Annotated in this window: 22 protein-coding genes; 8 read left to right on the top strand and 14 right to left on the bottom strand. The window is 64.6% G+C overall.

Annotated elements, in window-relative coordinates; translation table 11 throughout:
- Positions 1-31: 31 nt before the first annotated feature.
- Together MP11Mi_RS07090 and MP11Mi_RS07085 are read right to left on the bottom strand one after the other, a co-directional pair.
- Positions 32-1402: an NADP-dependent succinic semialdehyde dehydrogenase gene (locus MP11Mi_RS07090; protein WP_420041587.1), complete on the bottom strand. Its 1371-nt coding sequence runs from the start codon at positions 1400-1402 to the stop codon at positions 32-34.
- Positions 1403-1501: 99 nt separating this feature from the next.
- A complete protein-coding gene (locus MP11Mi_RS07085; protein WP_420712848.1) occupies positions 1502-2719 on the bottom strand; it encodes a CoA transferase in 1218 nt (405 codons plus the stop codon).
- A 153-nt stretch (positions 2720-2872) separates the two neighbouring features.
- Between MP11Mi_RS07085 and MP11Mi_RS07080 the strand changes: the two genes are divergently transcribed.
- The 3 genes from MP11Mi_RS07080 to MP11Mi_RS07070 all read left to right on the top strand — a co-directional run bounded on the left by MP11Mi_RS07080 (position 2873) and on the right by MP11Mi_RS07070 (position 5801).
- Complete coding sequence (locus tag MP11Mi_RS07080) at positions 2873-4045, top strand: acyl-CoA dehydrogenase family protein (protein WP_420041586.1); 1173 nt, start codon at positions 2873-2875, stop codon at positions 4043-4045.
- A gap of 119 nt (positions 4046-4164) precedes the next feature.
- The gene (fabG, locus tag MP11Mi_RS07075; RefSeq protein ID WP_420041585.1) at positions 4165-4908 is read left to right on the top strand and encodes a 3-oxoacyl-ACP reductase FabG; all 744 of its coding nucleotides are present in this window, start codon (positions 4165-4167) and stop codon (positions 4906-4908) included.
- Between the two features lie 2 nt (positions 4909-4910).
- The gene (locus tag MP11Mi_RS07070) at positions 4911-5801 is read left to right on the top strand and encodes an HTD2 family dehydratase (protein ID WP_420041584.1); all 891 of its coding nucleotides are present in this window, start codon (positions 4911-4913) and stop codon (positions 5799-5801) included.
- A 153-nt stretch (positions 5802-5954) separates the two neighbouring features.
- Here the strand turns inward: MP11Mi_RS07070 and MP11Mi_RS07065 are convergent, their stop codons facing one another.
- The 4 genes from MP11Mi_RS07065 to MP11Mi_RS07050 all read right to left on the bottom strand — a co-directional run bounded on the left by MP11Mi_RS07065 (position 5955) and on the right by MP11Mi_RS07050 (position 10878).
- A complete protein-coding gene (locus MP11Mi_RS07065; protein WP_420041583.1) occupies positions 5955-6635 on the bottom strand; it encodes a GntR family transcriptional regulator in 681 nt (226 codons plus the stop codon).
- Positions 6636-6705: 70 nt separating this feature from the next.
- On the bottom strand, positions 6706-7926 hold the full coding sequence (locus MP11Mi_RS07060; protein ID WP_420041582.1) for an acetyl-CoA C-acetyltransferase: 1221 nt from the start codon (positions 7924-7926) through the stop codon (positions 6706-6708).
- Positions 7927-7942: 16 nt separating this feature from the next.
- Complete coding sequence (locus MP11Mi_RS07055) at positions 7943-9091, bottom strand: acyl-CoA dehydrogenase family protein (RefSeq protein ID WP_420041581.1); 1149 nt, start codon at positions 9089-9091, stop codon at positions 7943-7945.
- A 1631-nt stretch (positions 9092-10722) separates the two neighbouring features.
- Positions 10723-10878, bottom strand: a complete 156-nt coding sequence (locus tag MP11Mi_RS07050; protein ID WP_420041580.1) for a hypothetical protein — start codon at positions 10876-10878, stop codon at positions 10723-10725.
- Between the two features lie 157 nt (positions 10879-11035).
- On the opposite strand from MP11Mi_RS07050, the gene MP11Mi_RS07045 reads away from it, so the two are divergent.
- Both MP11Mi_RS07045 and MP11Mi_RS07040 read left to right on the top strand, forming a co-directional pair.
- Positions 11036-11644, top strand: a complete 609-nt coding sequence (locus MP11Mi_RS07045; protein WP_420041579.1) for a TetR/AcrR family transcriptional regulator — start codon at positions 11036-11038, stop codon at positions 11642-11644.
- A 359-nt stretch (positions 11645-12003) separates the two neighbouring features.
- On the top strand, positions 12004-13134 hold the full coding sequence (locus tag MP11Mi_RS07040) for an MFS transporter (protein ID WP_420041578.1): 1131 nt from the start codon (positions 12004-12006) through the stop codon (positions 13132-13134).
- Between the two features lie 126 nt (positions 13135-13260).
- Here MP11Mi_RS07040 and dnaB read toward each other — a convergent pair whose 3' ends face one another.
- The 5 genes from dnaB to rpsF all read right to left on the bottom strand — a co-directional run bounded on the left by dnaB (position 13261) and on the right by rpsF (position 17796).
- Positions 13261-15357, bottom strand: coding sequence for a replicative DNA helicase (gene dnaB / locus MP11Mi_RS07035; protein WP_420712870.1), 2097 nt, complete (start codon positions 15355-15357; stop codon positions 13261-13263).
- A 705-nt stretch (positions 15358-16062) separates the two neighbouring features.
- Positions 16063-16512 carry a 50S ribosomal protein L9 gene (rplI, locus tag MP11Mi_RS07030; RefSeq protein ID WP_420041576.1) on the bottom strand — a complete coding sequence of 150 codons (450 nt, stop codon included), beginning with the start codon at positions 16510-16512 and terminating at the stop codon, positions 16063-16065.
- Between the two features lie 18 nt (positions 16513-16530).
- A complete protein-coding gene (gene rpsR, locus MP11Mi_RS07025) occupies positions 16531-16788 on the bottom strand; it encodes a 30S ribosomal protein S18 (protein WP_420041575.1) in 258 nt (85 codons plus the stop codon).
- A gap of 42 nt (positions 16789-16830) precedes the next feature.
- Complete coding sequence (locus tag MP11Mi_RS07020; RefSeq protein WP_420041574.1) at positions 16831-17379, bottom strand: single-stranded DNA-binding protein; 549 nt, start codon at positions 17377-17379, stop codon at positions 16831-16833.
- 135 nt (positions 17380-17514) lie between these two features.
- Entirely contained in the window at positions 17515-17796 is a 282-nt protein-coding gene (gene rpsF / locus MP11Mi_RS07015) for a 30S ribosomal protein S6 (protein WP_420041573.1), read from the bottom strand.
- A gap of 139 nt (positions 17797-17935) precedes the next feature.
- Between rpsF and MP11Mi_RS07010 the strand changes: the two genes are divergently transcribed.
- Positions 17936-20035, top strand: a complete 2100-nt coding sequence (locus MP11Mi_RS07010) for a GNAT family N-acetyltransferase (protein ID WP_420041572.1) — start codon at positions 17936-17938, stop codon at positions 20033-20035.
- Here the strand turns inward: MP11Mi_RS07010 and MP11Mi_RS07005 are convergent.
- The 3 genes from MP11Mi_RS07005 to MP11Mi_RS06995 form a co-directional block, all read right to left on the bottom strand.
- Positions 19989-21497 carry a glycosyltransferase family 87 protein gene (locus MP11Mi_RS07005; RefSeq protein WP_420041571.1) on the bottom strand — a complete coding sequence of 503 codons (1509 nt, stop codon included), beginning with the start codon at positions 21495-21497 and terminating at the stop codon, positions 19989-19991. The two genes, MP11Mi_RS07010 and MP11Mi_RS07005, sit on opposite strands and share 47 nt — an antisense overlap.
- Before the next feature lie 82 nt (positions 21498-21579).
- Positions 21580-23802, bottom strand: a complete 2223-nt coding sequence (locus MP11Mi_RS07000; RefSeq protein ID WP_420041570.1) for a transglycosylase domain-containing protein — start codon at positions 23800-23802, stop codon at positions 21580-21582.
- 124 nt (positions 23803-23926) lie between these two features.
- Positions 23927-24352: a DUF5318 family protein gene (locus MP11Mi_RS06995; RefSeq protein WP_420041569.1), complete on the bottom strand. Its 426-nt coding sequence runs from the start codon at positions 24350-24352 to the stop codon at positions 23927-23929.
- A 147-nt stretch (positions 24353-24499) separates the two neighbouring features.
- On the opposite strand from MP11Mi_RS06995, the gene MP11Mi_RS06990 reads away from it, so the two are divergent.
- Positions 24500-25147, top strand: coding sequence for a PadR family transcriptional regulator (locus MP11Mi_RS06990; protein ID WP_420041568.1), 648 nt, complete (start codon positions 24500-24502; stop codon positions 25145-25147).
- Positions 25140-26234, top strand: a complete 1095-nt coding sequence (locus tag MP11Mi_RS06985; RefSeq protein ID WP_420041567.1) for an inositol-3-phosphate synthase — start codon at positions 25140-25142, stop codon at positions 26232-26234. Before MP11Mi_RS06990 ends, MP11Mi_RS06985 begins: the two co-directional genes overlap by 8 nt.
- Positions 26235-26265: the final 31 nt, after the last annotated feature.

The following is a 26265-nucleotide window of genomic DNA, read 5'->3' as shown; positions in this document are numbered from 1 at the left end:
CACTAATCGGCGGGGAGCAACACCCTAGAGTTCACCCGATCCATACGGTCTTCACGTTGCAGAACTCGCGAATCCCGTGTGCGGCCAGTTCGCGGCCCGTGCCCGAGCGTCGGGTGCCGCCGAACGGGAGTTCCGGGTAGGAGACGGTCATCCCGTTGATGAACACCTGCCCGGCGTCGAGGTCGGCGATGAACCGGTCGATCTCGCTGGCGTCGGTCGTCCACGCGTTGGAGCCGAGGCCGAAGTCGGTGGCGTTCGCGATGTCCAGCGCTTCATCGATGTCGGCGGCGCGATAGAGACCGGCGACCGGCCCGAACACTTCCTCGGTGTACATCCGCATCTCGGGGGTGATCCCGGCGATCACCGTAGGCGGGTAGTACCACCCGGGTCCGTCGACTCGTGTTCCGCCGCACAGCGTCTCGGCACCGCGCTCGACGGCGTCGGCGACCAGTTCCTCGACGTCGACGCGACCCTGGTCGGTGGCGAGCGGTCCTACGTCGGTTGTCGGGTCGGTCGGGTCTCCGACGATCAGTGCCTTCATGGCGTCGGCGAACTTCGCAGCGAACTCGTCGTACACGTCGGTGTGGACGATGAATCGTTTGGCGGCAATGCACGACTGCCCGTTGTTCTGCACGCGCGCGGTGACGGCGGTCGAGACGGCGGCGTCGACGTCGGCCGACGGCATCACGACGAACGGGTCGCTGCCGCCGAGTTCGAGGACCGTGTGCTTCACCTCGTCGCCCGCGATGGCCGCCACGGATCGGCCGGCGGGCTCGCTGCCGGTCAGGGTGGCAGCGGCGACACGTCGGTCGCGCAGCACGGATTCGACTGCGCCCGCACCGATCAGAAGCGTCTGGAAGCAGCCTTCGGGGAAGCCGCCGCGGCGGATCACGTCGGCGAGGTACAGCGCCGACTGCGGAACGTTCGACGCATGTTTGAGGAGCCCGACGTTGCCCGCCATCAGCGCGGGTGCGGCGAAACGCACCGCCTGCCAGAGTGGGAAGTTCCACGGCATGATCGCCAGGACAACGCCGACCGGCTGGTATCGCGCATACGCCTGGCTCGCGTCGACCGCCGCGGGGTCGGCTGGCTCGTCGGCGAGCATCGCTTCGGCGTTGTCGGCGTAGTAGCGGAATCCTTTAGCGCACTTGAGGACTTCGCCTTTCGCCGAGGAAAGGGTCTTGCCCATCTCGAGAGTCATCATCGCGGCGACGTCGTCGGCTTCGGCCTCCAACAGGTCCGCGGTCGCACGCATCCACTGGGCTCGCTGAGCGAACGTCGTCGACCGGTAGGTCCGCGCTGTCGAGGCACCGAGGGCGAGCGCCTTCTCGATGTCGTCGGCCGACGCGGGGTCGTACGTCTTGACGGTCTCGCCAGTCGCGGGATTGATGGTTGCGATCACTGTGGAACACCTCTTACTCGCGTGCGGTCTCGGACATCCTCGAGTCTGCCACTCGCGGTTGGATGTGTCAGAGGCTCACAGGTCCCCGCCTGCCGAGAGTCAGCCGATCACACCGTCGTCGTGCAACCGTGCGAGCTCGACTTCGTCGAGGCCTAGAACCTCGGCCAGGACAGCGTCGGTGTCATGCCCCAGCGGCACTGCGGGAACGCTGCCCGAGTACTGCGAATCGAAGCGGACCGCGGAGTTCGCGGAGATAACTTCACCGATGCCCGGCTGCACGAGCGACTGCAGGACCGGCTCAGACGCCGGGTGTGCGGCGAAGTCCGCGGCCACGCCGGCCGCCGACCGGTACGGACCCCACAGCACTCCGGCGTTGTGCAACGCTTCGTGAACGTGCGACGTGGAGTTCTTCGCGAACCACGGCGTCAGTACCGCCTCTATGACCCTGCGATGTTCGTACCGGCCCTCGTCGGTGAAGAGGTCAGCGCAGAGAGACACCGACAGCCCCGCGAACACTTCGGTCGTCCCGGTCGCCTCACCGATCGCCTTCCACTGTCGCGGCGTCAACGCCACGATCATCACGCGGTCGCCGTCGGCGGTCGCGAAGTCGACGCCGAAACTCCCGTACAGGTGGTTGCCGTGGCGGACGCGATCGCCGCGCTCCGCGGCTTCGGAAAACCAGCCCATGTTGGCAACGGCAGCCATCGCGACGTCGGCCAGGGCGATCTCGACGAGCGCGCCGTGACCGGTCCGATCACGCCGCCGCAACGCGGCAAGCAGCGCGGAGACCACCTGCTGGCCGCACAACAGGTCCCACGCAGGGAGCACGTGGTTCACCGGCGCGTCAGTGAACGCGGGTCCCGTGAGGTCGGCGACGCCGGCCGCCCCGTTGACCGTGTAGTCAACGGCGGGCCCGCCGTCGGCGCGACCCTGCACGCGGACCGCGATCACATCGTCGCGCCTGCCGCGGAGAGCATCGTACGAGAACCACGGGCGGCCGACGGCATTGTCGACGACGATTCCCGCGTCGGCGCCCTGAGCCGTCGCGAGATTCAACAGCACCTCGCGGCCGGCATCGCTGCGCACGTCCACCGTCACAGAGCGCTTACCCCTATTGAGAGAGTTCCAGTAGAGACTCTCGCCGGTACGGTCCGACAGCGGCCATCGCCGGTAGTCGGCGTTACCGCCAAGCGGATCGACGCGAATCACGTCAGCACCGAGCTGCGCGAGCGCCATTCCGGCACTTGGTCCAGCGACGAAGCTCGAGAATTCGACGATGCGAACTCCGTCGAGTGGCCGCGCGATCGGATCAGACACAGTCAGCTCCCCTGCTATCTCGCAACGCCCTGAACTCGTGAGGTCGACCGGCACCCACCGTCGAACATCGAAGCGCCGGTGGCATAAATTCGTCCATATCATATATTAAGCGAAGACGGTGCGTCAGCCGCCGTGCAGCCGAGGAGGCCATCGATGTCAGAGGTCAGTCCGGAAGACTTCACCGCGATCAACGAGTCCGTCCGCGAGTGGATACGCACCCGCGTGGTTCCCCGAGAGCGAGAGATCGCCGACAACGACGCGATACCGGACGACATCCGCCAACAGGCCAAAGAGATGGGCCTCTTCGGGTTCGCCATCCCGCAGAAGTGGGGCGGCCTCGGCCTCGACCTGGCTCAAGACGTGGAACTGGCGATGGAACTCGGATACACCTCGCTAGCCGTCCGCTCGATGTTCGGCACCAACAACGGCATCGCCGGTCAGGTGCTGGTGAACTACGGGACCGCCGAGCAGAAGACGCAGTGGCTTGAGAGGATCGCCTCCGGCGAGGTCGTCGCATCGTTCGCGCTCACCGAGCCCGGCGCCGGATCGAACCCGGCAGGCCTGCGGACGAAGGCCGTTGTGCAGGAGAACGGCGACTGGATCCTCGACGGCGAGAAGTGTTTCATCACGAATGCCGAGTCCGCCGATCTGTTCGTCGTGTTCGCGCGCACCCGCCCGGCGGACTCGAACGGTCCGGGCATCGCCGTGTTCCTCGTCCCCGCCGATACCCCCGGTCTCACCGTCGCGCCGCACGACGAGAAGATGGGCCAGCAGGGTGCGTGGACGTCCAACGTCGCCTTCGCCGGAGTCCGGGTCTCCGCGTCGGCGGTCGTCGGCGGAGATGTCGACGCCGGGTACCGCGCGGCTATGACGTCGCTCGCCCGCGGACGTGTCCACATCTCCGGCCTCGCTGTCGGCGCCGCTGCGCGCGCGCTCGACGAGTCGCTGCGGCACGTGGCCGTCACCACTCAGGGCGGCACCCCGATCGGCGACTTCCAACTGGTACAGGCGCACATCGCAGACATGCAGACGGGAGTGATGGCCGGTCGCGCGCTCGTACGCGATGCCGCCGCGAAGTGGGTGTCCGAGGAGGATCGCCGCATCGCACCGTCGGTCGCGAAACTGTTCTGCACCGAGATGGTCGGCCAGGTCGCCGACAAAGCAGTCCAGGTACACGGTGGATCGGGCTACATGCGCGAGTTACCTGTCGAACGGATCTACCGCGACGTGCGCCTCCTTCGCCTTTACGAGGGCACCAGTGAGATCCAGCGGCTCATCATCGGCGGCGGCTTGGTGAAGCAGGCGAAGCGAGAGGCAGCCAAGTGACGGCGGCTACCGCGGATTCGGCCACACAGCCGTCCGCGTAACGGCACGATGAGCCAGTCGTTCAATCGGGCTCGCGTACCTCTCGCGAGCGCGACTCATCCATCTAGGAAGGACTCCCCATGTCTGCACTCCTCGACGGCAAGGTCGCCGTCATCACCGGCGCGGCCCAAGGCATCGGCTTGGCAATCGCGGAGAAGTTTGTCGCTGAGGGCGCTCGTGTCGTCATCGGGGACATCAACGCCGATCAGGTCGCGGCTGCCGCCGCGGCCCTCGGCGACACGTCCGTGGCCCGCGGTATCGCATGCGACGTCACCGCAGCCGCCGACGTTCAGGCTCTCGTCGACACCGCCGTCGATGCGTTCGGCGCCGTCGACGCGATGGTGAACAATGCTGGGATCACCCGGGACGCGACCATGCGAAAGATGACTGAAGACCAGTTCGACCAGGTCATCGACGTCCACCTCAAGGGAGTCTGGCACGGTACGCGTGCCGCGGCCGCGCACATGCGCGAACGAAAGACTGGCTCGATAATCAATCTGTCGTCCATCTCGGGCAAAGTCGGTCTGGCCGGTCAGACCAACTACTCCGCTGCGAAGGCCGGCATCGTCGGCCTGTCGAAGGCTGCCGCTAAGGAGGTCGGGTACCTCGGCGTCCGCGTCAACTGCATTCAGCCAGGCCTCATCCGCACCGCGATGACCGAAGCGATGCCCGAGCGCATCTGGGAGCAGAAGATGGCGGAGATCCCCATGGGCCGCGCAGGCGAGCCGAGTGAGATCGCGAACGTCGCGACGTTCCTGGCCTCCGACCTGTCGTCCTATATGACCGGAACTGTGCTCGAAGTGACCGGCGGGCGGTACATGTAGCCATGGCCGCGTCCCCTTCAGTCTGGGAACCGCATACGGTCGTCACCGACGAGCTCATCGATCCGACGCCGGTCGCCGCCTTGGCAAGCATCTTCGACGACGGTCTGCCTGCTCCCCTACCGGGCGACGAACTGCCGCCGCTATGGCACTGGGTTGCCCTGCCGCGGTGGGTGGAATCGTCGCAGCTGAGCATCGACGGGCATCCGTTCCGCGGGTCTTTTCTCCCGCCGACCGAGCTTCCCCGGCGCATGTTCGCCGGTGGCAGCGTCGAGTTCCGCGCACCGCTCCGCGTCGGTGACACGACACTGCGCGAATCGCGGGTGGAGTCGGTGACGGAGAAGGACGGCCGCAGCGGCCGACTCGTCCTCGTCACAGTCGCCACAACTCTGCACGGCTCCGACGGTCTGCCCGCCGTGATCGAACGTCAGAACCTGATCTACCGGGACGCCAGTGTCCCGTCCGACGTGAGTGTTCGACCGTCGCCGGAAGCCGCGTCGGCGTTCGTCCCGAACGGCACCCCGTTTGTCGCCCGCGACGACGGCGGCTGGGATCTGCGGACTGACCCGACCCTGCTGATGCGTTTCTCGGCGGCCACTGCGAACGCCCATCGGATCCACTACGACTGGCCGTATGCCACCGCGGTCGAGGGCTATCCTGGCCTCGTCGTGCACGGTCCGCTGATGTCGCTGGCACTCGCCGAGACGCACCGGCTCTCCCACGATTCCCGCGCGGTTTCGTCTCTATCTCACCGCAATTGGGCCCCATTGTTCTGTGGACAGGAAGCCTGGCTCCGCTCCAAGGGCTCCGACGAGGGCCGCACTGTCTCGCTCATCGGTCCACGCGGAGTCGACGCCGGACCACACACCAGCATCGACCTGCATTTCGCCGACTGAACCGATCCCCATGCCTCATGTCCTGTCCGCTCTCGACATGTTCTGTCCACTTTCGACGATGTCCGCTCCGCACGTCGTCGTTGTCGACCGGCCAAAGACAGATCGTGTTGCACAACGGTTGTCAGACGACCGTTGTGCAACACGATTGGTGAATCAACCCCACATGCCTTGGGATTCGAGGAACGGGACCAGTTCGTCGGCCCCGTCCATTATGTGGGCGTGCATCACTGACGACGCCACCTCGCCGTCCCGGGCTCGTAGCGCTTCGAGGATCTTCGGGTGGGCTACCTCGGTGTCGTGGTCGTGGCCCTCTATGTCGTTGTAGAAGCGGTTCGGGAGTTGTTTCACGAGACCGCCGAGCACCAGTGTCATCCGCGGCGACTGCGCTGCGAGGTTCACCGCTCGATGGAATTGATGTCCGAGACGGGCCGTGGCCCCGTCGTCGCCGGTCTCGGACGCGCGCCGGTGCTCGGCCACCAGATTCGTCAGCTCGGTTAGTCGTTCTTCGGTGATCGACGTTGCGGCCCTTCGGGCGAGTTCACTCGCGATCCACGCCTGCATCAGGAACATGTCTCGGATGTCGCGGCGACTCACCTCGGCAACGCGGTAGCCCCGGCGGGGCACCAGTTCGACGAACCCTTCGCCTGCGACGACCAGCAGTCCCTCCCGGACCGGCGTGTTGCTCACGCCGACTGCTTCAACGAGCGCCTCCGTGCGAAGGAACGTTCCCGGCCTGGCCTGTCCGGTCAATATCAACTCGCGGACGTATGCCGCCACATGCTCGGACAGTTGCTGCCGACGACCTCCGCGATCACGGTGCTCAACCGCTGTCATCGCCACCCTCCTACTCACTCGTCACTCTTCACGCATCGCCATGCTTGGCGGAGCCCGCCAGACCGGTCGGCTAGGCCGTCTCGAATGTTGCGGCGAGGCCCTGTCCGCCGCCGATGCACATGGTGGCTAAGCCTGTACCGCCGCCACGCCGGGTGAGTTCGTGCATCAGGCTGGTCATCATGCGGACGCCGGTGGCGCCGATCGGATGTCCTAGGGAGATGCCCGAGCCGTTGACGTTGAGTTTGTCGTGATTGTGCCAGCCCCAGCCTTCGAGCACGGCGAGCACCTGGACGGCGAACGCTTCGTTCAGTTCGACGAGGTCGCACCCGTCGAGCAGTTCGGGCACGCTTTTGCCTGCGCGTGCGGCGAGCTTCTCGACCGCGGGGACCGGCCCGAATCCCATCCGGTCGGGCGCGCAGCCTGCCGCCGCCCAGCCGGTGAGGAACCCGATCGGCTCCAGTCCGAGCTCGTCGAGCTTGTCTTCGGCGACGATCAGGCATCCTGCGGCCGCGTCGTTCTGCTGACTGGCGTTGCCTGCGGTGACGGTGCCGCCGGGAGTGAGCGGCCGCAGCTTGGCGAGGGTCTCGGCGGTCGAGTCCGGTCGGACGCCTTCGTCGCGAGAGAATTCGATCGGTTCGCCTTTGCGCTGCGGCACCGACACGGGCACCACTTCGGCGTCGAATCGGCCTTCGGCCCACGCTTGTGTCGCGCGTTGGTGGCTGCGCGCCGCATAAGCGTCCGCGGCCTCGCGGGTGAGACCGAAGTCGGCAGCGAGGTTTTCGGCGGTCGCGATCATCCCGGAGATCTCACCGAACCGGTGGACTGGCTGCGACCGTTCACGGCCGCGGTCAAGACGGTCGTACAGTACCGAGTTCCCCGCGCGACTGCCCCACCGGTTGGTGGTCGAGTAGTACTCGATGCGGCTCATCGACTCGATCCCGCCTGCCAGCACCACATCGGCGCCGCCGGTTTGGACCATCATCGCCGAGGTGATCAGCGACTGCAGTCCGCCACCGCAGCGGCGGTCGAGTTGCATTCCTGGCACTGAGGTCGGCAGTCCGGCGTGCAGCGCGAGCCAACGGCCGACGCACGGGACTTCGGAGTTGGCGTACGACTGCGCGAACACCACGTCGTCGATTCGTTCTGGGTCCACGCCGGAATGCTCGATCACCGAGGTCACGATGCCTGCACCGAGATCCTCCACGGGGACCTCGCGCAGCGAACCGCCGAACGTCCCGACCGGGGTGCGCAGCGGCGCGACGATCGCCGCGCGCTTCAGCTGCTGGGTCATCGCAGTCTCCTGTCGATCAGATTTGGTTTCGCGAGATGATTTGCGCGGCGATCACATTGCGTTGGATCTCGTTCGTGCCCTCACCGACGATCATCAACGGCGCGTCACGGAAGTAGCGCTCCACGTCGTACTCCTTGGAGTAGCCGTAGCCGCCGTGCACGCGGATCGCGTCGAGCGCGATCTGCATAGCGGTCTCCGACGCGAAGAGCTTGGCCATCCCGGCCTCCATGTCGGCCCGCTCACCGCGATCAAGTTTCTGCGCGGCGTCCATGGTGAGCAGTCGTGCAGCCTGCTGTTTCGTAGCCATGTCCGCGATCAGGTTCCCGACGCTCTGATGCTTCCAGATCGGTTTGCCGAACGACTCGCGTTGCTGCGCATACTTAACGGCGGCGTCGAGCGCGGCCTGCCCGACGCCCAGCGCTCGCGACGCCACCTGGATGCGACCCATCTCCAGGCCGCGCATCATCTGTCCCCACCCCTTGTCGGGTTCGCCGCCGAGCACAGCGTCGGCGGGAACGTGCATCCCGTCGAATACCAACTCGCACGCTTCGACGCCGCGATACCCCAGCTTGGGGAGCTTCTTCGAGATCACCAGACCGTCGCCCGGCTCCACTAAGATGACGCTCATCCCCTTGTGCGCGGGCGACGCCGCACGGTCAGTGATGCACAACAGACCGATCAGACCCGAGTGCGCGGCGTTCGAAATCCACGTCTTGGAGCCGGTGATCGAGTATCCGCCGTCCACCGGGTTCGCATAGGTGCGCATGCCTTGTAGGTCGCTGCCGCCGCTCGGCTCGGTGAGAGCCATGGTTGCGCGGATCTCGCCGGTCGCCATCTTCGGCAGATACTTGGCTTGCTGCGCGTCGGTGCCGAACGTCTTGACCAGGTAGGTGATCACCGAGTGCCCGCCGATCGCGCCCGCCAGGCTCATCCAACCGCGGGCGAGCTCTTCGGTGACCCGCGCGAAGCACGCGGTGCTCACGTCCACACCGCCGTGTTCAGCGGGAGCGAGAAGGCCGAAGAAGCCCAACGTCTTCATCTCTTCGATGAACTCCTCGGGGTACACGTCCGGCTCGTCGAACTCGCGGACGCGGTCACGGACACGCTGGTCGGTGAAGTCGGCGACGAGCGCCACCATGTCCTGTTCGTCTTCGGTCAATGCCATGACTGTGCGGTTCCTTCCGAGGGCAGGCCCAGTTCAATTTTTAGCTTAATATATGCAGCTGCCGAGCGACGCTACGCGGGCGGCCCCCTACCGTCCGAAGACGATTGCCCCGCCTCCTTGATGAGCTCAACCGCGCAAGCGAGTTTGCGGAACGAGCATGCTATCTAGAGGGCAGCCAATAAAATGAATGCCACCAAATAGGCTGCCGTGCTCACCATCCAGTACCTAAGTAGCTAGTCACCAAATGTCGGACACATTCTCGCGCGAAGGAATTGCGGCCAATGAATATTCAACTAGCGCCCTTTTGATCTCCGGTTTCTAGATTTCTACTCCCGTTGCATATGCAATGCTACGGCGTGGACGTTGACTGAACGTGACTTAACCGCCTCCGCTACCTTGGCGCACCGGCGAGTGGATCCGATGCTCTGAGGTTGCTTCGAATTCGGTCCGAACTGCGGTTACCTATCCGTGCATAAGCCCCTTTATTTGGATCAATGAGGCTGATGGATGTAATCCTAAATAGGGCCCAATCAATACCAGTTGACGACACGCGATACCGTCGAGGCAGTGGCCGATGCGCTGAAGCTTATGGTGTACTAGTCGCATGGCCTTCCCCCATGTGAGACATTCCCTCGTGGGACGTTTCGGCGTCGCCGCCGGCGTACTTCTGTTGGCGTGGACGAGCTTCTTGTACAACTCCGTTACGCCATGGGCGTATCTGAATGCCATTGGCGGCCTAACGCTGGCCGCCTGCGCATGGCTAGTAGGCCTTCGCTTGTGGTGGGCAGTACTTGCGCTGCCACTGTGGCAGATACTCGAGGTATCGATCTACTACCCGTGGGGCGATCCGGGAATTCCGATCAGCATATTCCTCAACCCAGTGGTCGGCCTAATGGTAGTTGTCGCGGTATTTACCAGCGCAACGAGAACCGGGCCGTAGCCCAGGGGCTCCACCCAATGGAGGCTTGGCCCGAATGTGGACATTCTGCGGTTCAAGAACGCATGAACCATGCTCAACCTGCGTGGCGACATTCCGTTCCATCGCTTTAAATAGCCTCTGCGCTTCTGCCAAAAAAACTAGCGAAGATGTACCTCATCGGCTTACCGATGCGATCGTCGATCTGGTTCTTTTGTTGTCGTGAGATCGGCAGCTGAGAGGGATTAACGGAGTTCCCTTTATCGTTCCGCGTCATCGGAGGGTTCAGGATTGGTCCGTTTTTGCATCTCCTGGTTCTGATCGGTCTGGCGTCTTCTCCTGTGACGGTCCATCGTCACCTGGATCGGGTGTTGATGAGGTGCCCGGTGACAACGAAGGTGGTGGTTCGTTGTTGCCGCCGCATTTGTATGGGACGGGTGGCTTCTTGCCGATGGCTTTCCACGCGTTGTTGTACGCGGTCGTCTCAAGCTTGCAGCGTTCGGCGGAGGTTTCCGCCGACGCCGGAGCTGGGGCTAACCCGGTTGCCAGGGCCAAAACGACGATCATCGTGAGAAGACCGATCAGCCCTCCGAGGAGCGCGCTACGGTCCTGACCAGATCTGATACGGGTCGTGCTGTCAGATCCTGCTGGTGGGGCCGTGGTCGTAGTAGACGTAGACGCCAGTGTCGGTCGTAACCGAGATCTTCGCGAACGGTCACACGCTGATCGGGCCGACGGCGTTGGAGACGTTCAACTCGATACCGGACAGGACGATGTCGGCTACCGGTTGCGTCAGTGCGATGTCGGCGAGTGTGACGGTGGTGATCTTGCCCGCGCCGACCTCGAACTGCAGGTCTGCAGCTGCGATCACGGTGCTTCGGCACCGAGTTCGCCGCCGGTCTAGCCGATCTTGTAGCCGACCTCGACCGTGGCCCGCACGACCGTCCCATCGATGCCTTTGAGTCCGGCGTTCGCCCGCACCGGGAGTCTGTATGGACAGGTCGATCCAAAATTGCTACGGTCGAGACGTGGGACGCACGATGGGGTTTGATCGCAGCGCAGTGGTCGACGCAGCGCTCGATGAGTTCTGGGCCCATGGCTACAACGGCACCAGCACCGAGAGGCTCTGCGCGGTAACAGGTCTCGGCCGCAGTAGCCTCTACAATGCGTTCCATAGCAAGCGCGGACTGTATGTCGAGTGCATGGCGGCGTACATCGAAGCGGCGGACAGAGGTGTCGATGCGATCCTGTCCACCGAATCAACAACGTCCGTGCTGGAGCGTATCTCGAAGATATTCGAGGTACTCATCGACGGTGAGATGGAGCGACGAGCGCAGGGGCGGCCATCCGGCTGCTTCTCCGTCAACACCGCCCTTGAAGCGGGTGATGATCCTGAGATGGCAGAGCCCCTGAAGCAGATCACCGTCAATCTACGCAACCGGCTGGCTATCATGGCGGATTACCTCGCCGCCGGTCAGGCGGCAGGTGACATCGCCTGCACCATGCCCCCGACCGAACAGGCCGAGGTGATCAATGGCGCTGTTGTTGGGATTCGCGTCGCCGCCCGGGTCGGGGCGGCGCGATCGAGCATGCATGCCATCGCGAACGGCACTCTGCGGGCGCTGACCCCTAGCTAATTGGGGGTCAGCCCCTCGGTGGTCGACTTCTGTTTTCAATCTGTACAGACTGATCTATCCATAATCAGGGGAGGTACTCCGGCAGAGACACCAGTTCGTGTGTTGTTCGTATTCACCAGCGCAGGGACAGAACAGTTCTTCCTCGAAGCCGGAAGACCAACGACTCCAGGCACAGCCGTTCCGTCCGCGACTGCGGAAGACAACGCCGCGGCAGCCGAGATCGGCGCACGATACGGCGTCGCGCCTCCACCACAGACCGTCGACAACAATGATGAGGAACAGCCATGAGTTCCACCACAGTGCCCACCGACAGCACGGCAGCCGCACCCCGCACACGGGTCCCACTCCCTGTGTACATCTTGTCGTTCACCATCTTGGCGTTCACCACGAGCGAATTTATGGTGTCGGGACTGATGAACCCCCTTGCAGCCGACCTGCCCGCGAGCATTTCCAGTGTCGGATACCTGATCGCGATCTACGCGCTATCAATGGTTCTGATCGCCCCACCGGCATCGACCCTACTTGCGCGAATCCGCCCAAAGTCAGCCTTGATCGTCATCTCCGTCGTCTTCATCGTCGGCGAAATCATCGCTGCTACTGCTCCGAACTACGCCGTGATTGTGGTCGGGCGAATCCTCACCGGCGCTGCGGCGGGAACCGCTTACGGGGTTACCCTATCCATTGCAGCACAATCTGTTTCGGAGTCGGTGCGTGGTCGCGCAGTGGGAATTGTGATGGGCGGCAACACGATCGGCACCGTCATCGGTCTTCCTCTTGCAAGCTTCCTAGGGGCAACCTTCGGGTGGCGGTTGGCCTTCGCGTTCGTCGTCGTATTGGCCGCCATTGGACTTGTAGCGAGCATGCTTCTAGTGCCAGTTCTCGACCAGGGCCCGCAGCCGAAGATCTTCGCTCAGCTATCCGAACTGAAGAACGGCGGACTATGGCTCGCCTACGCAACCAGCGGGCTACTGATTGGTGCGGTGTTCTCGATCTTCAGCTACTTCTCGCCCATCCTCACCGAGCGCGCAGGATTCACGCAGAGCTTCGTGCCAATCATCCTCGTAGCCTACGGCATCGCATGCGTGATCGGACTGATCATCGTCAGTCGCCTATCGGACCGGTATGCACTCACGATCTCGGCCATCGGGGCAATCGTGATCGCCGCGGCCGCAATCCTCTTTCTTGTGGCGGACACAAGCAAGGTCGCCGTGCTGATCGGCATCGCTGCCCTCGGACTTGCGGGAGTGAGCCTCAATCCCGCTTTCGCAGTTCGCGTCATGAGGGAAGGCGGGGTCTCATTCGTGGTCAACACCGTCCACACCTCGATCATTTGCTTCGGCATCTTCCTGGGCGCCTCACTGGGTGGTCTGCTGATTGACCTCACCGGAACTCTGCACTCTGTGTACTACCTGGCGCTGGCCCTAGCCCTCGGGGGTATCGCAGTGCTGATCCCGAAGCTCCCCGCGGACCGCCCGGGCGATATGCCCTGACCGTGCCACCTCGGACGCTAGATGCAGGAACCTAGCTCGGCGTGTCCCACTCGGTTGACGGATCCGACAACTCTCCGATATGTATCTTGGGATTCCGACACGAAATCTGGGGCCCTACACCGCCGCTTATCCCCGCGCCATATCCACGAACTTCGACAGGTGCAGTTGGTGCGCGACGGTGATCGTCGCCGTCGGACCGTTACGGTGCTTGCCGACGATGATGTCAGCCTCGCCGGCACGCGGGTCGTCGCGCTCCACCGCGTCGGGGCGGTGCAGCAGGATGACCATGTCGGCGTCCTGCTCCAGCGAACCCGACTCACGGAGGTCCGACACCTGTGGACGTTTGTCGGTGCGCTGCTCGGGGCCACGGTTCAACTGACTGATCGCTACGACGGGCACTTCCAGCTCCTTCGCCAGCAGCTTGATCGATCGGGAGAACTCCGAGACCTCCTGCTGGCGCGACTCGACTTTCTTGCCCGACGTCATCAGCTGCATGTAGTCGATGACGACGAGACGCAAATCGTGGCGCTGCTTGAGCCGCCGCGCCTTCGCGCGGATCTCCATCATCGTCAGGTTCGGCGAGTCGTCGATGAACAGCGGAGCCTCGGTGATCTCGCCCATCCGACGCGCGAGACGGCTCCAGTCGTCGTCGGACATGTTGCCCGACCGCATGTCACCGAGCTTGACGCGGGCCTCCGCCGACAACAGACGCATGACGATCTCAGTCTTACTCATCTCCAACGAGAACATGACCGCCGCCAGACCATTGTGGATCGACGCCGACCGCAGCCAGTCCATCGCGAGCGTCGAGTTGTGCGTCGGCACCATCGCCTCACCCGCGAGGTACAGGTGCTCGGGATTGTCAACTTGAACGCACCGCACGGGCACGCTCGGCACCGACCGGACCGACGTCACCAGACGCGACCGAACCTGCGTCCGCAACTCCTTATGCCGCTGCATCTTGTCGTGAACGGTAAACACATCGTCGGACGCGGCCAACCGGATCCAACCGCTGCTCGCACGACGGAACGTGTAACCCAACCCTGCGGCAAGATCACCGACGATGCCCGACATGTGGCTCGTGGCCGCCGGAACGGTGATCCACCCGTCGTCGTCGACCCGAGCCCGCGAATCGAGGATTCCCGACAGCAGCGCACGACGCTGGCTGACGGAACCGCGCAGATACTCGCGCGGCACGCGACCGCCGAGATCGGCCATCAACGTCATCACGTCAACCGGCCCCTCAGTCTCGATCCGCAACGAGATTTCCGGGTCGTCGTATGCCATCCCAGCCAGCGCACCGACCGTGTAAGGGCCGTAGGCGAGCGGCCGATGCGGCAACTGAATCGGCGCCGAATTCTGCACCGTCGCCCGGCCCGCATAGCGCTGCAGCGCATCGGTCGTCACCACTTCACGCCGACCGTCGACCTCGGCGAGCCACTGGTGCTGCTGGTCCGCGATCAACGACGAGCCGTCGTCGAATTCCACCTCGAAGCACGGCCGGTGCGTCATCACCTCGGTAGCGGCCACCACCCTCGTCGGCTTGCCGTCCGCACCGAACAGGCGGTCACCCACAGCCACCTTGCCCATCGTCGTGAACCCATTCGGGGTCGGCAGCGGAGTGTCGAGCGCCAACGCCTTCCCCATGCCGGGGCGCGCGGCGACGATGATCATCTGACCCGGGTGCAACCCGTTCGTCAACTTGTCGAAGTCGGCGAAACCAGTCGGCACGCCCAACGACAGACCGCCGCGTGACGCGATGGAGTCGAGTTCGTCGAGCGTCGGCTGCAACAACTCTTCCAGAACGACGTAATCCTCGGCGGTCCGACGTTCGGTGACCTCATACACCTCGGCCTGTGCACGGTCGACGACCTCGGCAACGTCTTGGCCGCCGTCGCCCGCATACCCGTACTGCACGATGCGGGTGCCCGCCTCGACCAGACGCCGCAGGATCGCCTTCTCGCCGACGATCTCCGCGTAGTAGCCAGCATTGGCCGCTGTCGGCACCGTTGAGATCAGCGTGTGGATGTAGGGGGCCCCGCCGACCTTGCGGAGATCGCCCCGACGCTCGAGTTCGGCGGTGACGGTCACCGCATCCGCGGGCTCACCGCGCCCGTACAGCTCCAAGATCGCGTCGTAGACCGCCTGATGCGAAGGCTTGTAGAAGTCGCCGGGACGGACCCGCTCGAGGACGTCAGCGACGGCGTCCTTCGACAACAACATGCCGCCGAGCACCGACTGCTCCGCCTGCAGATCCTGCGGAGGCTGACGACCGTAGTCCTCCCGCGGCGGGGAGCCGTGCTCTTCCGGCTCTGGACCCTGGTCCTGCGGTGCCGTCACCCGCGCCTCCCCCGTGCAGTCGATCGTCGTCGGTCCGTCAGACCGTTGTTCCCATCCGTTCAGCCGCCCATAGGCGAACTGAAACCTTCCCAGAGGTTAGGGCCACGCAACCGGAGCCACAAACCACCCCTGTGGACAACACTGTTGATGAAGTGTGGACAACGTCGAAAACCTCTGGACGACGTGTGAACACAACTGTGGATAGTCTGGGGAATTCACCGCCAGATCTCCCCTCACACGCAGGTCAGCCCGCTTTCCACAATTCCCCAGCAGTGACTTCCACAATCGTCGGCGTGTTGCGTTGCGCCACGCCCGGAAAGAACTCCACACCAGGTTGAGACCCTGCGCCGCACCGAGAGGTGTAACCGCCCGATTCGTCCGAACGATCGACCTGTCGGATCGGTCACCCAGGGCGACTCACGCATCAGCGACAAGCGCGCCGGACATGTGGAACTCCACATCGCGGGCAGCCGTCCGCGTTCGGTGGGCCGACGCCACATCCAACGCATGGTTCACCGGCAGACCGCTAGCCGTGCGACGAAAGGCCGGTTCCCGCAAGGGAACCGGCCTTTCGAGGCGATCGGTGCGTCAGGCGACGACCGTCAGGTTGAGCTTCGCTTCGACCTTCGGGTGCAGCGTAACGACGACCGGGTACGAGCCGACGGCCTTGATGTGGCCCTTCGGCAGCGACACGTTGCGCTTGTCGACGGCGGGGCCGCCCGCGGTGCGGATGGCTCCGGCGACATCGCCTGCCGAGACCGAGCCGAACAGCTTGCCCGAGTCGTGAGTCTTGACAGTCAGCGAGACCGCGTCGAGGCCCTCAAGGACCTGCTTGATCTCGTTGGCGTGGTCCAGGTCGCGCACAGCGCGAGCGTCCTGGGCACGGCGGATACCTTCGACCTGCTTCTCGGCGCCACGGGTGGCGACGATGGCGAGGTTGCGCGGCAGCAGGTAGTTGCGGCCGTAACCGTCACGAACTTCGACGAGGTCGCCGGCTTCGCCGAGATTCTCGACGGCGGCAGTCAGGATCAGCTTCATATCAGTTGTCCTTCCCGCTCAGCGCCCGGTCGAGGTGAAGGGCAGGAGCGCCACTTCACGCGAGTTCTTGACGGCCACCGCGACGTCGCGCTGGTGCTGAACGCAGTTGCCGGTGACGCGACGCGAACGGATCTTGCCGCGGTCCGACAGGAAGCGACGCAGGAGCGCCGTGTCCTTGTAATCGATATCGGTGGTCTTCTTGTCTTTGCAGAAGGTGCAGGCCTTGGCCTTGGTTACCTTCTCTACGCGGACCTTGCGGCCCTTTTGCTTTGCCATGTGATGCTCCAGTCGAGTGCCTCCGGGCTGGCGGGCCCGGGATCAGAAAGGTGGTTCGTCGTCCCCACCGGCGAATCCGCCGCCGGCAGCAGGTGCGCTGCCCCACGGGTCGTCCGCCGGCTGGCTCGATGCGGGAGGGCGGCCGCCTCCGGAGTTGCTTCCGCCTCCGGAGTTGTTTCCGCCCCCGTAGCCTCCGCCCGAGTTCCCTCCGCCGCTGAAACCGCCGCCACGCTGGGTCTTGGTGACCTGCGCGGTGGCGTAGCGGACCGAGGGACCGATCTCGTCCACTTCCAGCTCAACAACGGTGCGACGCTCCCCTTCACGGGTTTCGTACGACCGCTGCTTGAGCTTGCCCTGCACGATGACGCGGGTGCCCTTCCTGAGCGATTCAGTCACGTTCTCCGCAGCGTCACGCCAGATGCTGCAGCGGAGGAACAGCGCTTCGCCGTCCTTCCACTCGTTCGTCTGACGATCGAAAGTGCGCGGAGTGGATGCCACGGTGAAGTTGGCGACCGGCGCCCCGGACGGCGTGAAACGCAGTTCCGGATCGGCGGTCAGGTTTCCGACAACCGTGATGACCGTGTCAGTCATGAGACTCCCCTAAGTCGATGTGGAACGCCCCGCGGCGAACCTTTTCAAGGATGGTTACGCACCACCCTAAAGGTGACCGCCGACAATGTCAGGGCAGATTTCCACAAGCTCGTACAGTGTGGACGCGCCCCGCGCTTACTTGCGCAGGACCTTGGTCCGCAGAACCGACTCGTTCAGCTTCAGCTGACGGTCGAGCTCTTTGACCGTGTCCGGGGTCGCGTTGAGATCGATGACGGCGTAGATGCCTTCGTTGTTCTTGGCGATCTCGTAGGCAAGACGGCGCTTGCCCCAGATATCGACGTTATCCACGCTGCCGCCGTCCTTACGGACGACATTGAGGAAAGTATCCAGTGAAGGGGCGACGGTGCGCTCGTCCAGACTCGGATCGAGGATTACCATCAGTTCGTAGTGACGCATGAAACCACATCACCTCCCATGGGCTAGGTCGGCCGCGGACTGTCCGCGGCAGGAGGGTCGCCTGCGTCGGCAACCTGTTCAGGCTACACGAGCGGTCCGTGACCAGCGAAATCGTGTCTCGGCCACTACGCTGTCCCCCATGCCACTAGACTTGCCGTCGGTGCGGCCGAGCCGATTTCGCCGTCGCAGCGCAGGTGTCGGCGTACGAGGTTCCGGTGAACGGACCCTGATCCTCGCCGTGTCCCTGCTGGCCACCGCGGTGACAGTGTTCTGGGGTTACCGTGCCAAGCGCGTCTGCGGCGGCCCGCCGTTTAACGATGCGGGACGCAGCCAGACCTTCCCGAGGGCGCCCAAGGGCGACCTCGTCCCTTGTTATTCGGATCTGATGCAGCTCTGGACCACGCGCAGTCTCGGCGACCATCTGATGCCGTATGTGCACGGTGGGATCGACGCGCACGGTCAGTTGTTCGGCGGAGTGGTCGAGTATCCGGTCCTGTCCGGACTGCTCATCTGGTTCGGCGCTTTAGGGAGCGACACGGATGTGGAGTTCTTCATCCACAGCGCACTGATCCTGGCGCCGTTCGCCTTCGCGACGACAATCCTGCTCGCTCTGATGACCCGCTGGTGGGTGCTGTTGTGGGCCGCCACCCCGCCGCTGGTGCTGTACTCGTTCCACAACTGGGAACTGCCGGTCGTCTTCACATCAGTCGCGGCTATCGCGATCATGGCGTACGGCGCGAGCGCCAACCCCAAGACCGGCCTGCGCCGCCTTCCGGTGCGGCACACGGCGATCGCGGCGACGGTGATGCTCGGCATCGGCTTCTCGTTGAAGATCTACCCGGGACTCTTCGTCCTGCCGATCGCGCTCTGGGTGCTGACGTCGGGCGGGGTCACCGCAGCGGGACGACGCGTCCGCGACTGGGCGGGTGCCGGTTGGGTGGTGATGACCGCGGCCGCCACTGTCGCCGTCACCCAGTTGCCGTTCGCGATCGCTGGATTCGACGGGTGGAAAGCGGCCCTCGACTTCCAGAAGCAGCGTCGCGCCGACGTGACGACGAACAGCATCTGGTATTGGGGGCTGCGGTATCTGACCGGCGGCGAGACCGCCATGTACCGCACGATCGTCGACATCGTGTCGCCCCTCGCGATCATCGTCGGCATCGGCGTCGTGGCCGTGGTGGGGTGGCGGATCCTCCGCCGCGACGGCGTCTACCCGTGGCTGGCCGTCGCCGCGTCGATGCTCGCCGTGTTCATGCTGTTCCACAAAGTCCATTCGCCGCAGTACACACTGTGGATCCTGCCGTTCTTCGTCCTGCTGCGCGTTCGCGCGCCGCTGATCATCGCGTATCTGGTCGCCGACGTCGCCCTGGACCTGTCAGTGTTCCGGATGCTCGGGATGTCGTCGCGTGTCGACGGCCGGAATTGGCAGTGGGCGACCGGGGTCGTCGCGGCGAGCACCTGGGTGCAGGCGGTCCTGTTGGCGGTGTTGATCGTCTCATTCGTGAGCTCGCCGGTCCGAGAACCGCTCGCCTCCTACCTGTCGGGGGTCACTCCGCGGCCCGGCCCGTTGACCAGATTGGCTACCGCAGACTCCGCCGACGCGCGGGTGTGGATAGGCGAGCCCACACTGAACCGTGGGCTTGTCACACTGCGACCGCTCGTGGCATCCGACGCGCCCGCGCTCGCCGACCTCGTCGACGACGCCGACCTTCCCCTCTACCGGTGGACCGGGCCGATCCCGCGGACCACGGACGCGGCCGCGGCATGGATCTCCGCTGCGACGACCTCGACGACTCGGGTCGCGTTCGCCGTCCTGCACGACGGCCGGCTGATCGGCACGACCAGCTTCTACGACGTCGACGCCGCGAACCGGAGTCTCTCGATCGGCTACACGTTCTACAGTGCCGACGCGATGGGCACTGCGGTCAATCCGACGGCCAAACTCCTTCTGCTCGACCACGCGTTCACCGCGTGCGGGGCGGTCCGCGTCGTCTGGCACACCCACGAGTCCAACGATCGGTCGCGGGCGGCGATCGGCAAGCTGGGCGCCGAGTTCGAGGGGCTATTGCGGAAGCACCGCAGGTTTACCCGAAGCGACGAGGCGTCCTCCACCACCAGTTGGCGCACGACAGCACAATTCGCGATGACCGACGACGCATGGCCGAGCCTCCGAGAAAGCCTCGTCGCGCGCGCTACCCGACCGGAGAGCGCAGCAGACGCTGCGCGGGAGCCGGTCTGACGAGCACGGGCCTGGCCATCTCCCACACGATGTACGCGCACAATCCCGCGACCATCAGCCACCGCGCGGCAGACACGATGTAGAAGAATTCGACGGGCAGCCACTTGCGGTCGGGCTCGAGGAACAACGCCATTCGCGGAATCCACAACAGCGCGTCGAATGTCATCCACGCCAAGAGGACCCGGCGGTGCGGTACGGCGAGAACGGCGAGCGGGACGAGCCACAGCGAAGTCTCGGGCCGCCAGTCCTTACCGATCAACAGGGAGCCTGCGACGAGCAGGAACATCAGCGCGGCCAGTCGCGGTTCCCGCGGCGACCGCATAGCGAGGTAGGTGACGCCCGCGACGACGGCGATCAAGAACGCGAAGACCAGCGCGGTAACGAGGACGGCCGACGGCTCCCACCCGGTCATCTGGGTGATCAACCGATATACGCTGTCGGGCCCGGCAGCGGCGTCTCGCCAGGCAGTGAACCACGCGCTCCACCCGGACGGGTAGAGCACGGCCACCGGGACGTTGACGACCGCCCAGGCGACTGCGGCTGCCGCGGCAACCACCAGCGAGTCGCGCAACCGTCTCTCCCGCACGCACAACAAGCCGATCGCGACGAGGAGCAGGACGGGATAGAACGCGGTCGCCGCGCCAAGCCCGATAAACAGTCCGGTGAGTTTCAACCGATCGCGCGACCACGCGTACATGGCGAGCGCGGTGAACATGACGGGTAGCACTTCGAACGCGGTGAACACGTGGACCAGCGCGAGCGGGGACAACGCGATGAGGGCGACGACCCACGGGTCGCGTCTGCGTGTCCGCATGGTCGCCCAGATCGCGATCAGCCAGCCGAGGGCGAGCAGCACGGCCATGATGTTGAAGTAGTTGACGACGTCAAGCGCTCTGGGCAGTCCGATCGCCTCGGTCAAGCCGCCCCAGCCCCGCGAGGCTTGTGCGACGACGTACATGAACGCACCGGTTACGACGGGCTCTTCGAGGTACTTCTTCCCGCCGTCGGCGTTCCAGAACGTCCGGTAGGGCGCTGCGCCGTCGGCCAGATCGTGCGGGGTCAACCGGTTCTCCGAGTAGCCCGCGACGATATTCGAGTAGCAGAGCCCATAGAACTGGCGCTGGTCATCCCAGTCGAGCCGACTCTGGCCGGGATTGCCGTCGACGGTCGTCTGTTGAATGCAGCCAGCTTTGCCGAACCAGCCGAGGGCGAGGACTGCCAGCGCGATCAAGAACACGACGCGCAGCGGCGTCCAGTGGCGGCTGCGCCCGACGGCCGCGTGCACTCCGACGGGTCCGCCGATCGACGTACTCAACTGCGTGATCGCCGGTTCGGTCCACGAAGGCAGCACCCGATCGGTGGCCAACCGGCGGTCATCACTCAGCAGTGCAGGCGAGTCGAGGTCGGCAGGCGAGTCGAGCCCGGCCGACACTGCCGACTCGGGCTCACTCGGTGACGACATCGAATCCACTATGACGACTCCACTGTCGTGGAGTTAAGTGGCATCGAGTTAAGCGGCGTCGAGTCCACTGTTGTCGACTCCATTACGGCGATGTCGTCGCGCCGCCGTCGGAGGAGTCATCGTCCCCGCCCTGCCCGCCGGTATCGGGTTCTCTGGTGGCCCCGCCGCCGGAATCGTTGTTCCCGGCGCCGTCACCTCCGCCGCCGTTGCCTCCGCCGTTACCGAAAGGGATGGTCACACCCGGGGCGATCGTGATGTCACCGTCCTCGCCCTGTCCGGGGATACGCGGCCGGTCCCTGGTGCGTGTGGGGCCTTCGGTCTCGGTCGGGGTGTACGTGTTGGTCGGCGGCACATATGGCACGCCTGCTTGTCCGCCGACGGATTCCGGATCCGGGAACTGCTCGATCGGGTCGCCTGCGAGTGCAGCGTCCATCTGTGCTTTCCAGATCTGCGCGGGCAGCCCGCTGCCGTAGATCGTCCCACCGGAGTAGTTCCGCAGGGCGGTGCCCTTGTTGGTGCCCACCCAGACGGCCGTCGACAACTGCGGCGTGTAACCGACCATCCACGCGTCCTTGTTCTCGCCGGTGTCGCCGAGCTGGGCGGTACCGGTCTTGGACGCGGACGGGCGTGCACCCAGCGTCGGATCCGAGAGCGAGTTGCCGTTCGAGTAGCCCGCGATCGGCTCCATCGCGGCGGTCACGTTATCGGCGACGGCCTTCGAGATGACCCGCTTGCCCTTGTCCTTCTCACGTTCGAACAGCACCTCGCCCGTCGACGTCTCAACCTTCTGCACGAAGTGCGGCTTGCGATAGATGCCCGACGCGGCGAGCGTCGCGTACGCCGACGCCATGTCGAGGACACGGCTCGGGTATTGACCGAGCACCACACCGCCCTCGGGGTGACCGTTCTTTTCCGCGAGCGTGTGCTCGATGGTGCCGAAGCTCTCGGCGATGCCGAGCTTGTGGGCAGCGTCGGCCACGGCCTGTGCTCCGCCGTTCAGGTCCATCATCAGCCGGTAGTAGACAGTGTTGAGCGACATCTTCAACGCGGTCGCGAGGTTGCAGGTGCCGCAGCTCTCACCGTCCGAGTTGTTGATCGTGAGGCCGCCCGGTCCCTCGTACGGAGCCGACGAGTACTGCTGCGACAGCGGAATATCCTGTTCGAGGCCCGCGACCAACGCGAACACCTTGAAGACCGATCCGGTCTGCAGGCCTGCGGACCCGTAGTCCCAGCCGTTGCCGTCCATGCCGCCGAAGTAACCGACGACACCGCCCGTGGCCGGGTCGATGGAGACCGACGCGGTGCGCAGGTCCTTCGGTTCACCGGACAGTTTGGCGCGGGCCTGACTGACGAGCGCGTTCTGCACCTTCGGCCTGATCGACGTGGTGATCTTCAGGCCGCCGGTTCGAACGTCTTGCTCACTGATGCCGAGTTCGTCGAGTTCGGCGAGCACCTGCTGCTTGATGTGCCCGTTCGGGCCCGAGGTGTCCGTCGTCGCGTCTTGCTTGGACTCGACGACCTTCGGGAACTTCTGACGGTCACGGTCGACCTTGGGCAGGTACCCGATGGACTCCATGCCGTCGAGGACGTAGTTCCACCGGTTCGTCGCCACCTCCGGGTCGACGGCCGGATCATAGATCGACGGACCGCGGATCACCGCGGCGAGGAGCGCCGCCTCACTGGCGGTCAACTTCTTGAGGTCGTGACCGAAGTACGCCTTCGACGCCGCAGCGACGCCGTATGCGCCGCGACCAAAGTAGATGGTGTTCAAGTAGGCCGCCATGATGTCCTCTTTGGACCATTGGCGCGACATCTTGGTTGCGATCGCGAGTTCTTTGAATTTGCGCTTGTAGCTGACTTCGTCGCCGACGATCGCGTTCTTCACGTATTGCTGAGTGATCGTCGAGCCGCCACCCGCATCGCCACCCTTGAGCTTGCCGAGCGCCGCCCGAGAGAAGCCGGACAACGAGAAGCCGACATTGTCATCGAAATCGCGGTCTTCGGCCGCCTTCACGGCGGCGACCATCGACGCCGGGATCTCCTCGTACGTAACGTCGGTGCGGTTGCCTTCGTCCGGCACGATCTGCGCGATCTTCCCGCCGTTGGCGTAGGTGATGGTCGCGACCTGGTTCTGTTTAATGTCGCCGGGCGCAGGTACGTCGACCGTCACGTAGGTGAACACGAACACGATCACTCCGATGATGGCCACGACGGGCACCACACCGGCCGCCAGGCCGAGAACCCACGCGACCGCCTTTGCGGTGGTCCGGCGTCCGTCGGACTTGTCACCAGCCTCGCTGGTCATCGCTCACCCACTTCTATGTACTCCTCAGCCTGTGCAGACTGTCGTTGACAACTCTGACGTACGGCAGCGCGGCTGCCAACTCTTCACGGCCGCCGATCCGGTCACACAGAATCATTCTCTACGTCTATTTCGCTACCCGACGTCGCTTTGTTGCAAGCCCGGGCTTTGGTGCAGACCTTGCCTTCGTTGCAGGTCGGGCCACACCAGCAACGTACGACTGGACGAGATAGTTCCATCGACACGTCCGGCACACTTCGACGACGTGCACCGTGAACTCCGACGACGACGTCGCGAGTGCGGCGATCTCGGAGTCGGTGCGGGCCGTGCCCGACGGTGCTCCACCTGCCCCGCCGAACACCCACGACACCAATGTCACCTGCTCTTTCCGGCAGACAGGGCAGGTCCGCTGCGTGATCTGACCATGGAACTTAGCGGCTCGCAGCAAGTACGGATCGCCGTCGCAGACTTCCGACAGCGCCATCTGGCCAGCGCGGAGACGAGCCAGGGTGCTCCTCCGCGCAAGGGCGTAGTCGATGAGTTGTCGCTGCACGGTGTCCAGGGTAGACGCGTGTTGAAAGCCGCTGTGTGTGATGGAGATCAATGCCCCGACGCTACTGTTCAGTTCGATATCAATTATATCGATGCGATACATTGAATGCTGCATCTAGCCGTCACAACGCGTCGAAAGGGGTCTGCCGTGCTCGAACTCGCCGTCTTGGGCCTTCTCCTCGAAGCGCCGATGCACGGTTACGAGTTGCGCAAGCGCTTGACCGGCCTGTTGGGCGCGTTCCGCGCGTTCAGTTACGGCTCGCTGTATCCGACTCTGCGTCGGATGCGCGCCGACGGGCTGATCACCGAAGACGAGGCAGAGACGCTGACCGGAGCCAAGGTCCGCCGCGGCCGCCGCGTCTACCGCCTGACCCCGCAGGGCGAGGCCCGCTTCAGCGAGCTCGTCGCGGACACCGGACCGCAGAACTACACGGACGACGGATTCGGGGTGCATCTGGCGTTCTTCAGCCGCACTCCCGCCGTCGCGCGGCTGCGGATCCTGGAGGGCAGGCGTCGTCAGGTGGAAGAGCGCAGGGAAGGGCTCCGCGACATGCTCGGGCGGTCGTCGCGCGGCAACGACCACTACACGCGGCAGATGCACGAACTGAGCCTGGAGACCTCCGAACGTGAAGTCCAGTGGCTCAACAAGCTGATCGCCGACGAAGCGTCGACCAGCTCGAAAGATTTGAATGCCGATGCGCCGGATTCCGGCGGCGGCATCGAAGTAGGAAATGAATCGGCGGTACCGCAATCCGCCGTATCGTCACACGAAGAAGGAGAGCCCGACCATGGGTGAAACCAACAGCGTGCGCGTGGCCATCGTTGGCGTGGGTAACTGCGCCTCATCCTTGGTCCAGGGCGTGCACTACTACAAGGACGCCGACGAGAACTCGACGGTTCCGGGCCTCATGCACGTCAAATTCGGTCAGTACCACGTCCGCGACGTGGAGTTCGTCGCCGCGTTCGACGTTGACGCCAAGAAGGTCGGCTTCGACCTCGCCGAAGCCATCGGCAACAGCGAGAACAACACGATCAAGATCGCTGACGTTCCCCCGCTGAACGTCCCGGTCCAGCGCGGCCACACCCTCGACGGCCTCGGCAAGTACTACCGGGAGACCATCACCGAAGCCGACGGCGACGGCGTCGACATCGTGAAGGCACTGAAGGACTCGCAGGCCGACGTCCTGGTCAGCTACCTGCCGGTCGGCTCGGAGCAGGCTGACAAGTTCTACGCACAGTGCGCGATCGATGCGGGCGTCGCGTTCGTCAACGCCCTCCCTGTCTTCATCGCGTCCGACCCGGAGTGGGCCAAGAAGTTCGCCGACGCGGGCGTCCCGATCGTCGGCGACGACATCAAGAGCCAGGTCGGCGCCACCATCACCCACCGTGTGATGGCGAAGCTGTTCGAGGACCGCGGCGTCGCCCTCGACCGCACCTACCAGCTGAACGTCGGCGGCAACATGGACTTCAAGAACATGCTCGAGCGTGAGCGTCTGGAGTCGAAGAAGGTCTCCAAGACCCAGGCCGTCACCAGCAATCTGCACGGTTCGCTCGCGAACAAGGTGTACGACAAGAACGTGCACATCGGCCCGTCGGACTACGTCGCATGGCTGGACGACCGCAAGTGGGCGTATGTCCGTCTCGAAGGCCGCGCTTTCGGTGATGTGCCGCTGAACCTGGAGTACAAGCTCGAGGTCTGGGACTCCCCGAACTCGGCAGGCATCATCATCGACGCGGTCCGCGCCGCGAAGATCGCCAAGGACCGTGGCCTCGGCGGCCCGATCCTGCCCGCCTCGGCTTACCTGATGAAGAGCCCGCCGGAGCAAATCGCCGACGACGTCGCGCGCACCCAGCTCGAAGCGTTCATCATCGGCGCCGAGTAGGTCGCCGCGTCCCGCTGGTCGGGACCCGTTA

This window comes from Gordonia abscondita (assembly GCF_032711245.1).
Taxonomy (GTDB): domain Bacteria; phylum Actinomycetota; class Actinomycetes; order Mycobacteriales; family Mycobacteriaceae; genus Gordonia.
The sequence above is the reverse complement of the archived record's forward strand: the minus strand, read 5'-3'. Positions and strand labels throughout refer to the sequence as shown.

Excerpts from the sequence above, each read along its gene's own strand:
- rpsF (WP_420041573.1), bottom strand. The coding sequence starts at position 17,796 with ATGCGTCACTACGAACTGATGGTAATCCTCGATCCGAGTCTGGACGAG.
- MP11Mi_RS06985 (WP_420041567.1), top strand. The coding sequence starts at position 25,140 with ATGGGTGAAACCAACAGCGTGCGCGTGGCCATCGTTGGCGTGGGTAAC.
- MP11Mi_RS07020 (WP_420041574.1), bottom strand. The coding sequence starts at position 17,379 with ATGACTGACACGGTCATCACGGTTGTCGGAAACCTGACCGCCGATCCG.
- fabG (WP_420041585.1), top strand. The coding sequence starts at position 4,165 with ATGTCTGCACTCCTCGACGGCAAGGTCGCCGTCATCACCGGCGCGGCC.
- MP11Mi_RS07060 (WP_420041582.1), bottom strand. The coding sequence starts at position 7,926 with ATGACCCAGCAGCTGAAGCGCGCGGCGATCGTCGCGCCGCTGCGCACC.
- rplI (WP_420041576.1), bottom strand. The coding sequence starts at position 16,512 with ATGAAGCTGATCCTGACTGCCGCCGTCGAGAATCTCGGCGAAGCCGGC.
- MP11Mi_RS07080 (WP_420041586.1), top strand. The coding sequence starts at position 2,873 with ATGTCAGAGGTCAGTCCGGAAGACTTCACCGCGATCAACGAGTCCGTC.
- MP11Mi_RS07005 (WP_420041571.1), bottom strand. The coding sequence starts at position 21,497 with ATGTCGTCACCGAGTGAGCCCGAGTCGGCAGTGTCGGCCGGGCTCGAC.
- MP11Mi_RS07055 (WP_420041581.1), bottom strand. The coding sequence starts at position 9,091 with ATGGCATTGACCGAAGACGAACAGGACATGGTGGCGCTCGTCGCCGAC.
- MP11Mi_RS07000 (WP_420041570.1), bottom strand. The coding sequence starts at position 23,802 with ATGACCAGCGAGGCTGGTGACAAGTCCGACGGACGCCGGACCACCGCA.
- MP11Mi_RS07065 (WP_420041583.1), bottom strand. The coding sequence starts at position 6,635 with ATGACAGCGGTTGAGCACCGTGATCGCGGAGGTCGTCGGCAGCAACTG.
- MP11Mi_RS07070 (WP_420041584.1), top strand. The coding sequence starts at position 4,911 with ATGGCCGCGTCCCCTTCAGTCTGGGAACCGCATACGGTCGTCACCGAC.
- rpsR (WP_420041575.1), bottom strand. The coding sequence starts at position 16,788 with ATGGCAAAGCAAAAGGGCCGCAAGGTCCGCGTAGAGAAGGTAACCAAG.
- dnaB (WP_420712870.1), bottom strand. The coding sequence starts at position 15,357 with ATGTTGTTGTCGAAGGACGCCGTCGCTGACGTCCTCGAGCGGGTCCGT.
- MP11Mi_RS07010 (WP_420041572.1), top strand. The coding sequence starts at position 17,936 with ATGCCACTAGACTTGCCGTCGGTGCGGCCGAGCCGATTTCGCCGTCGC.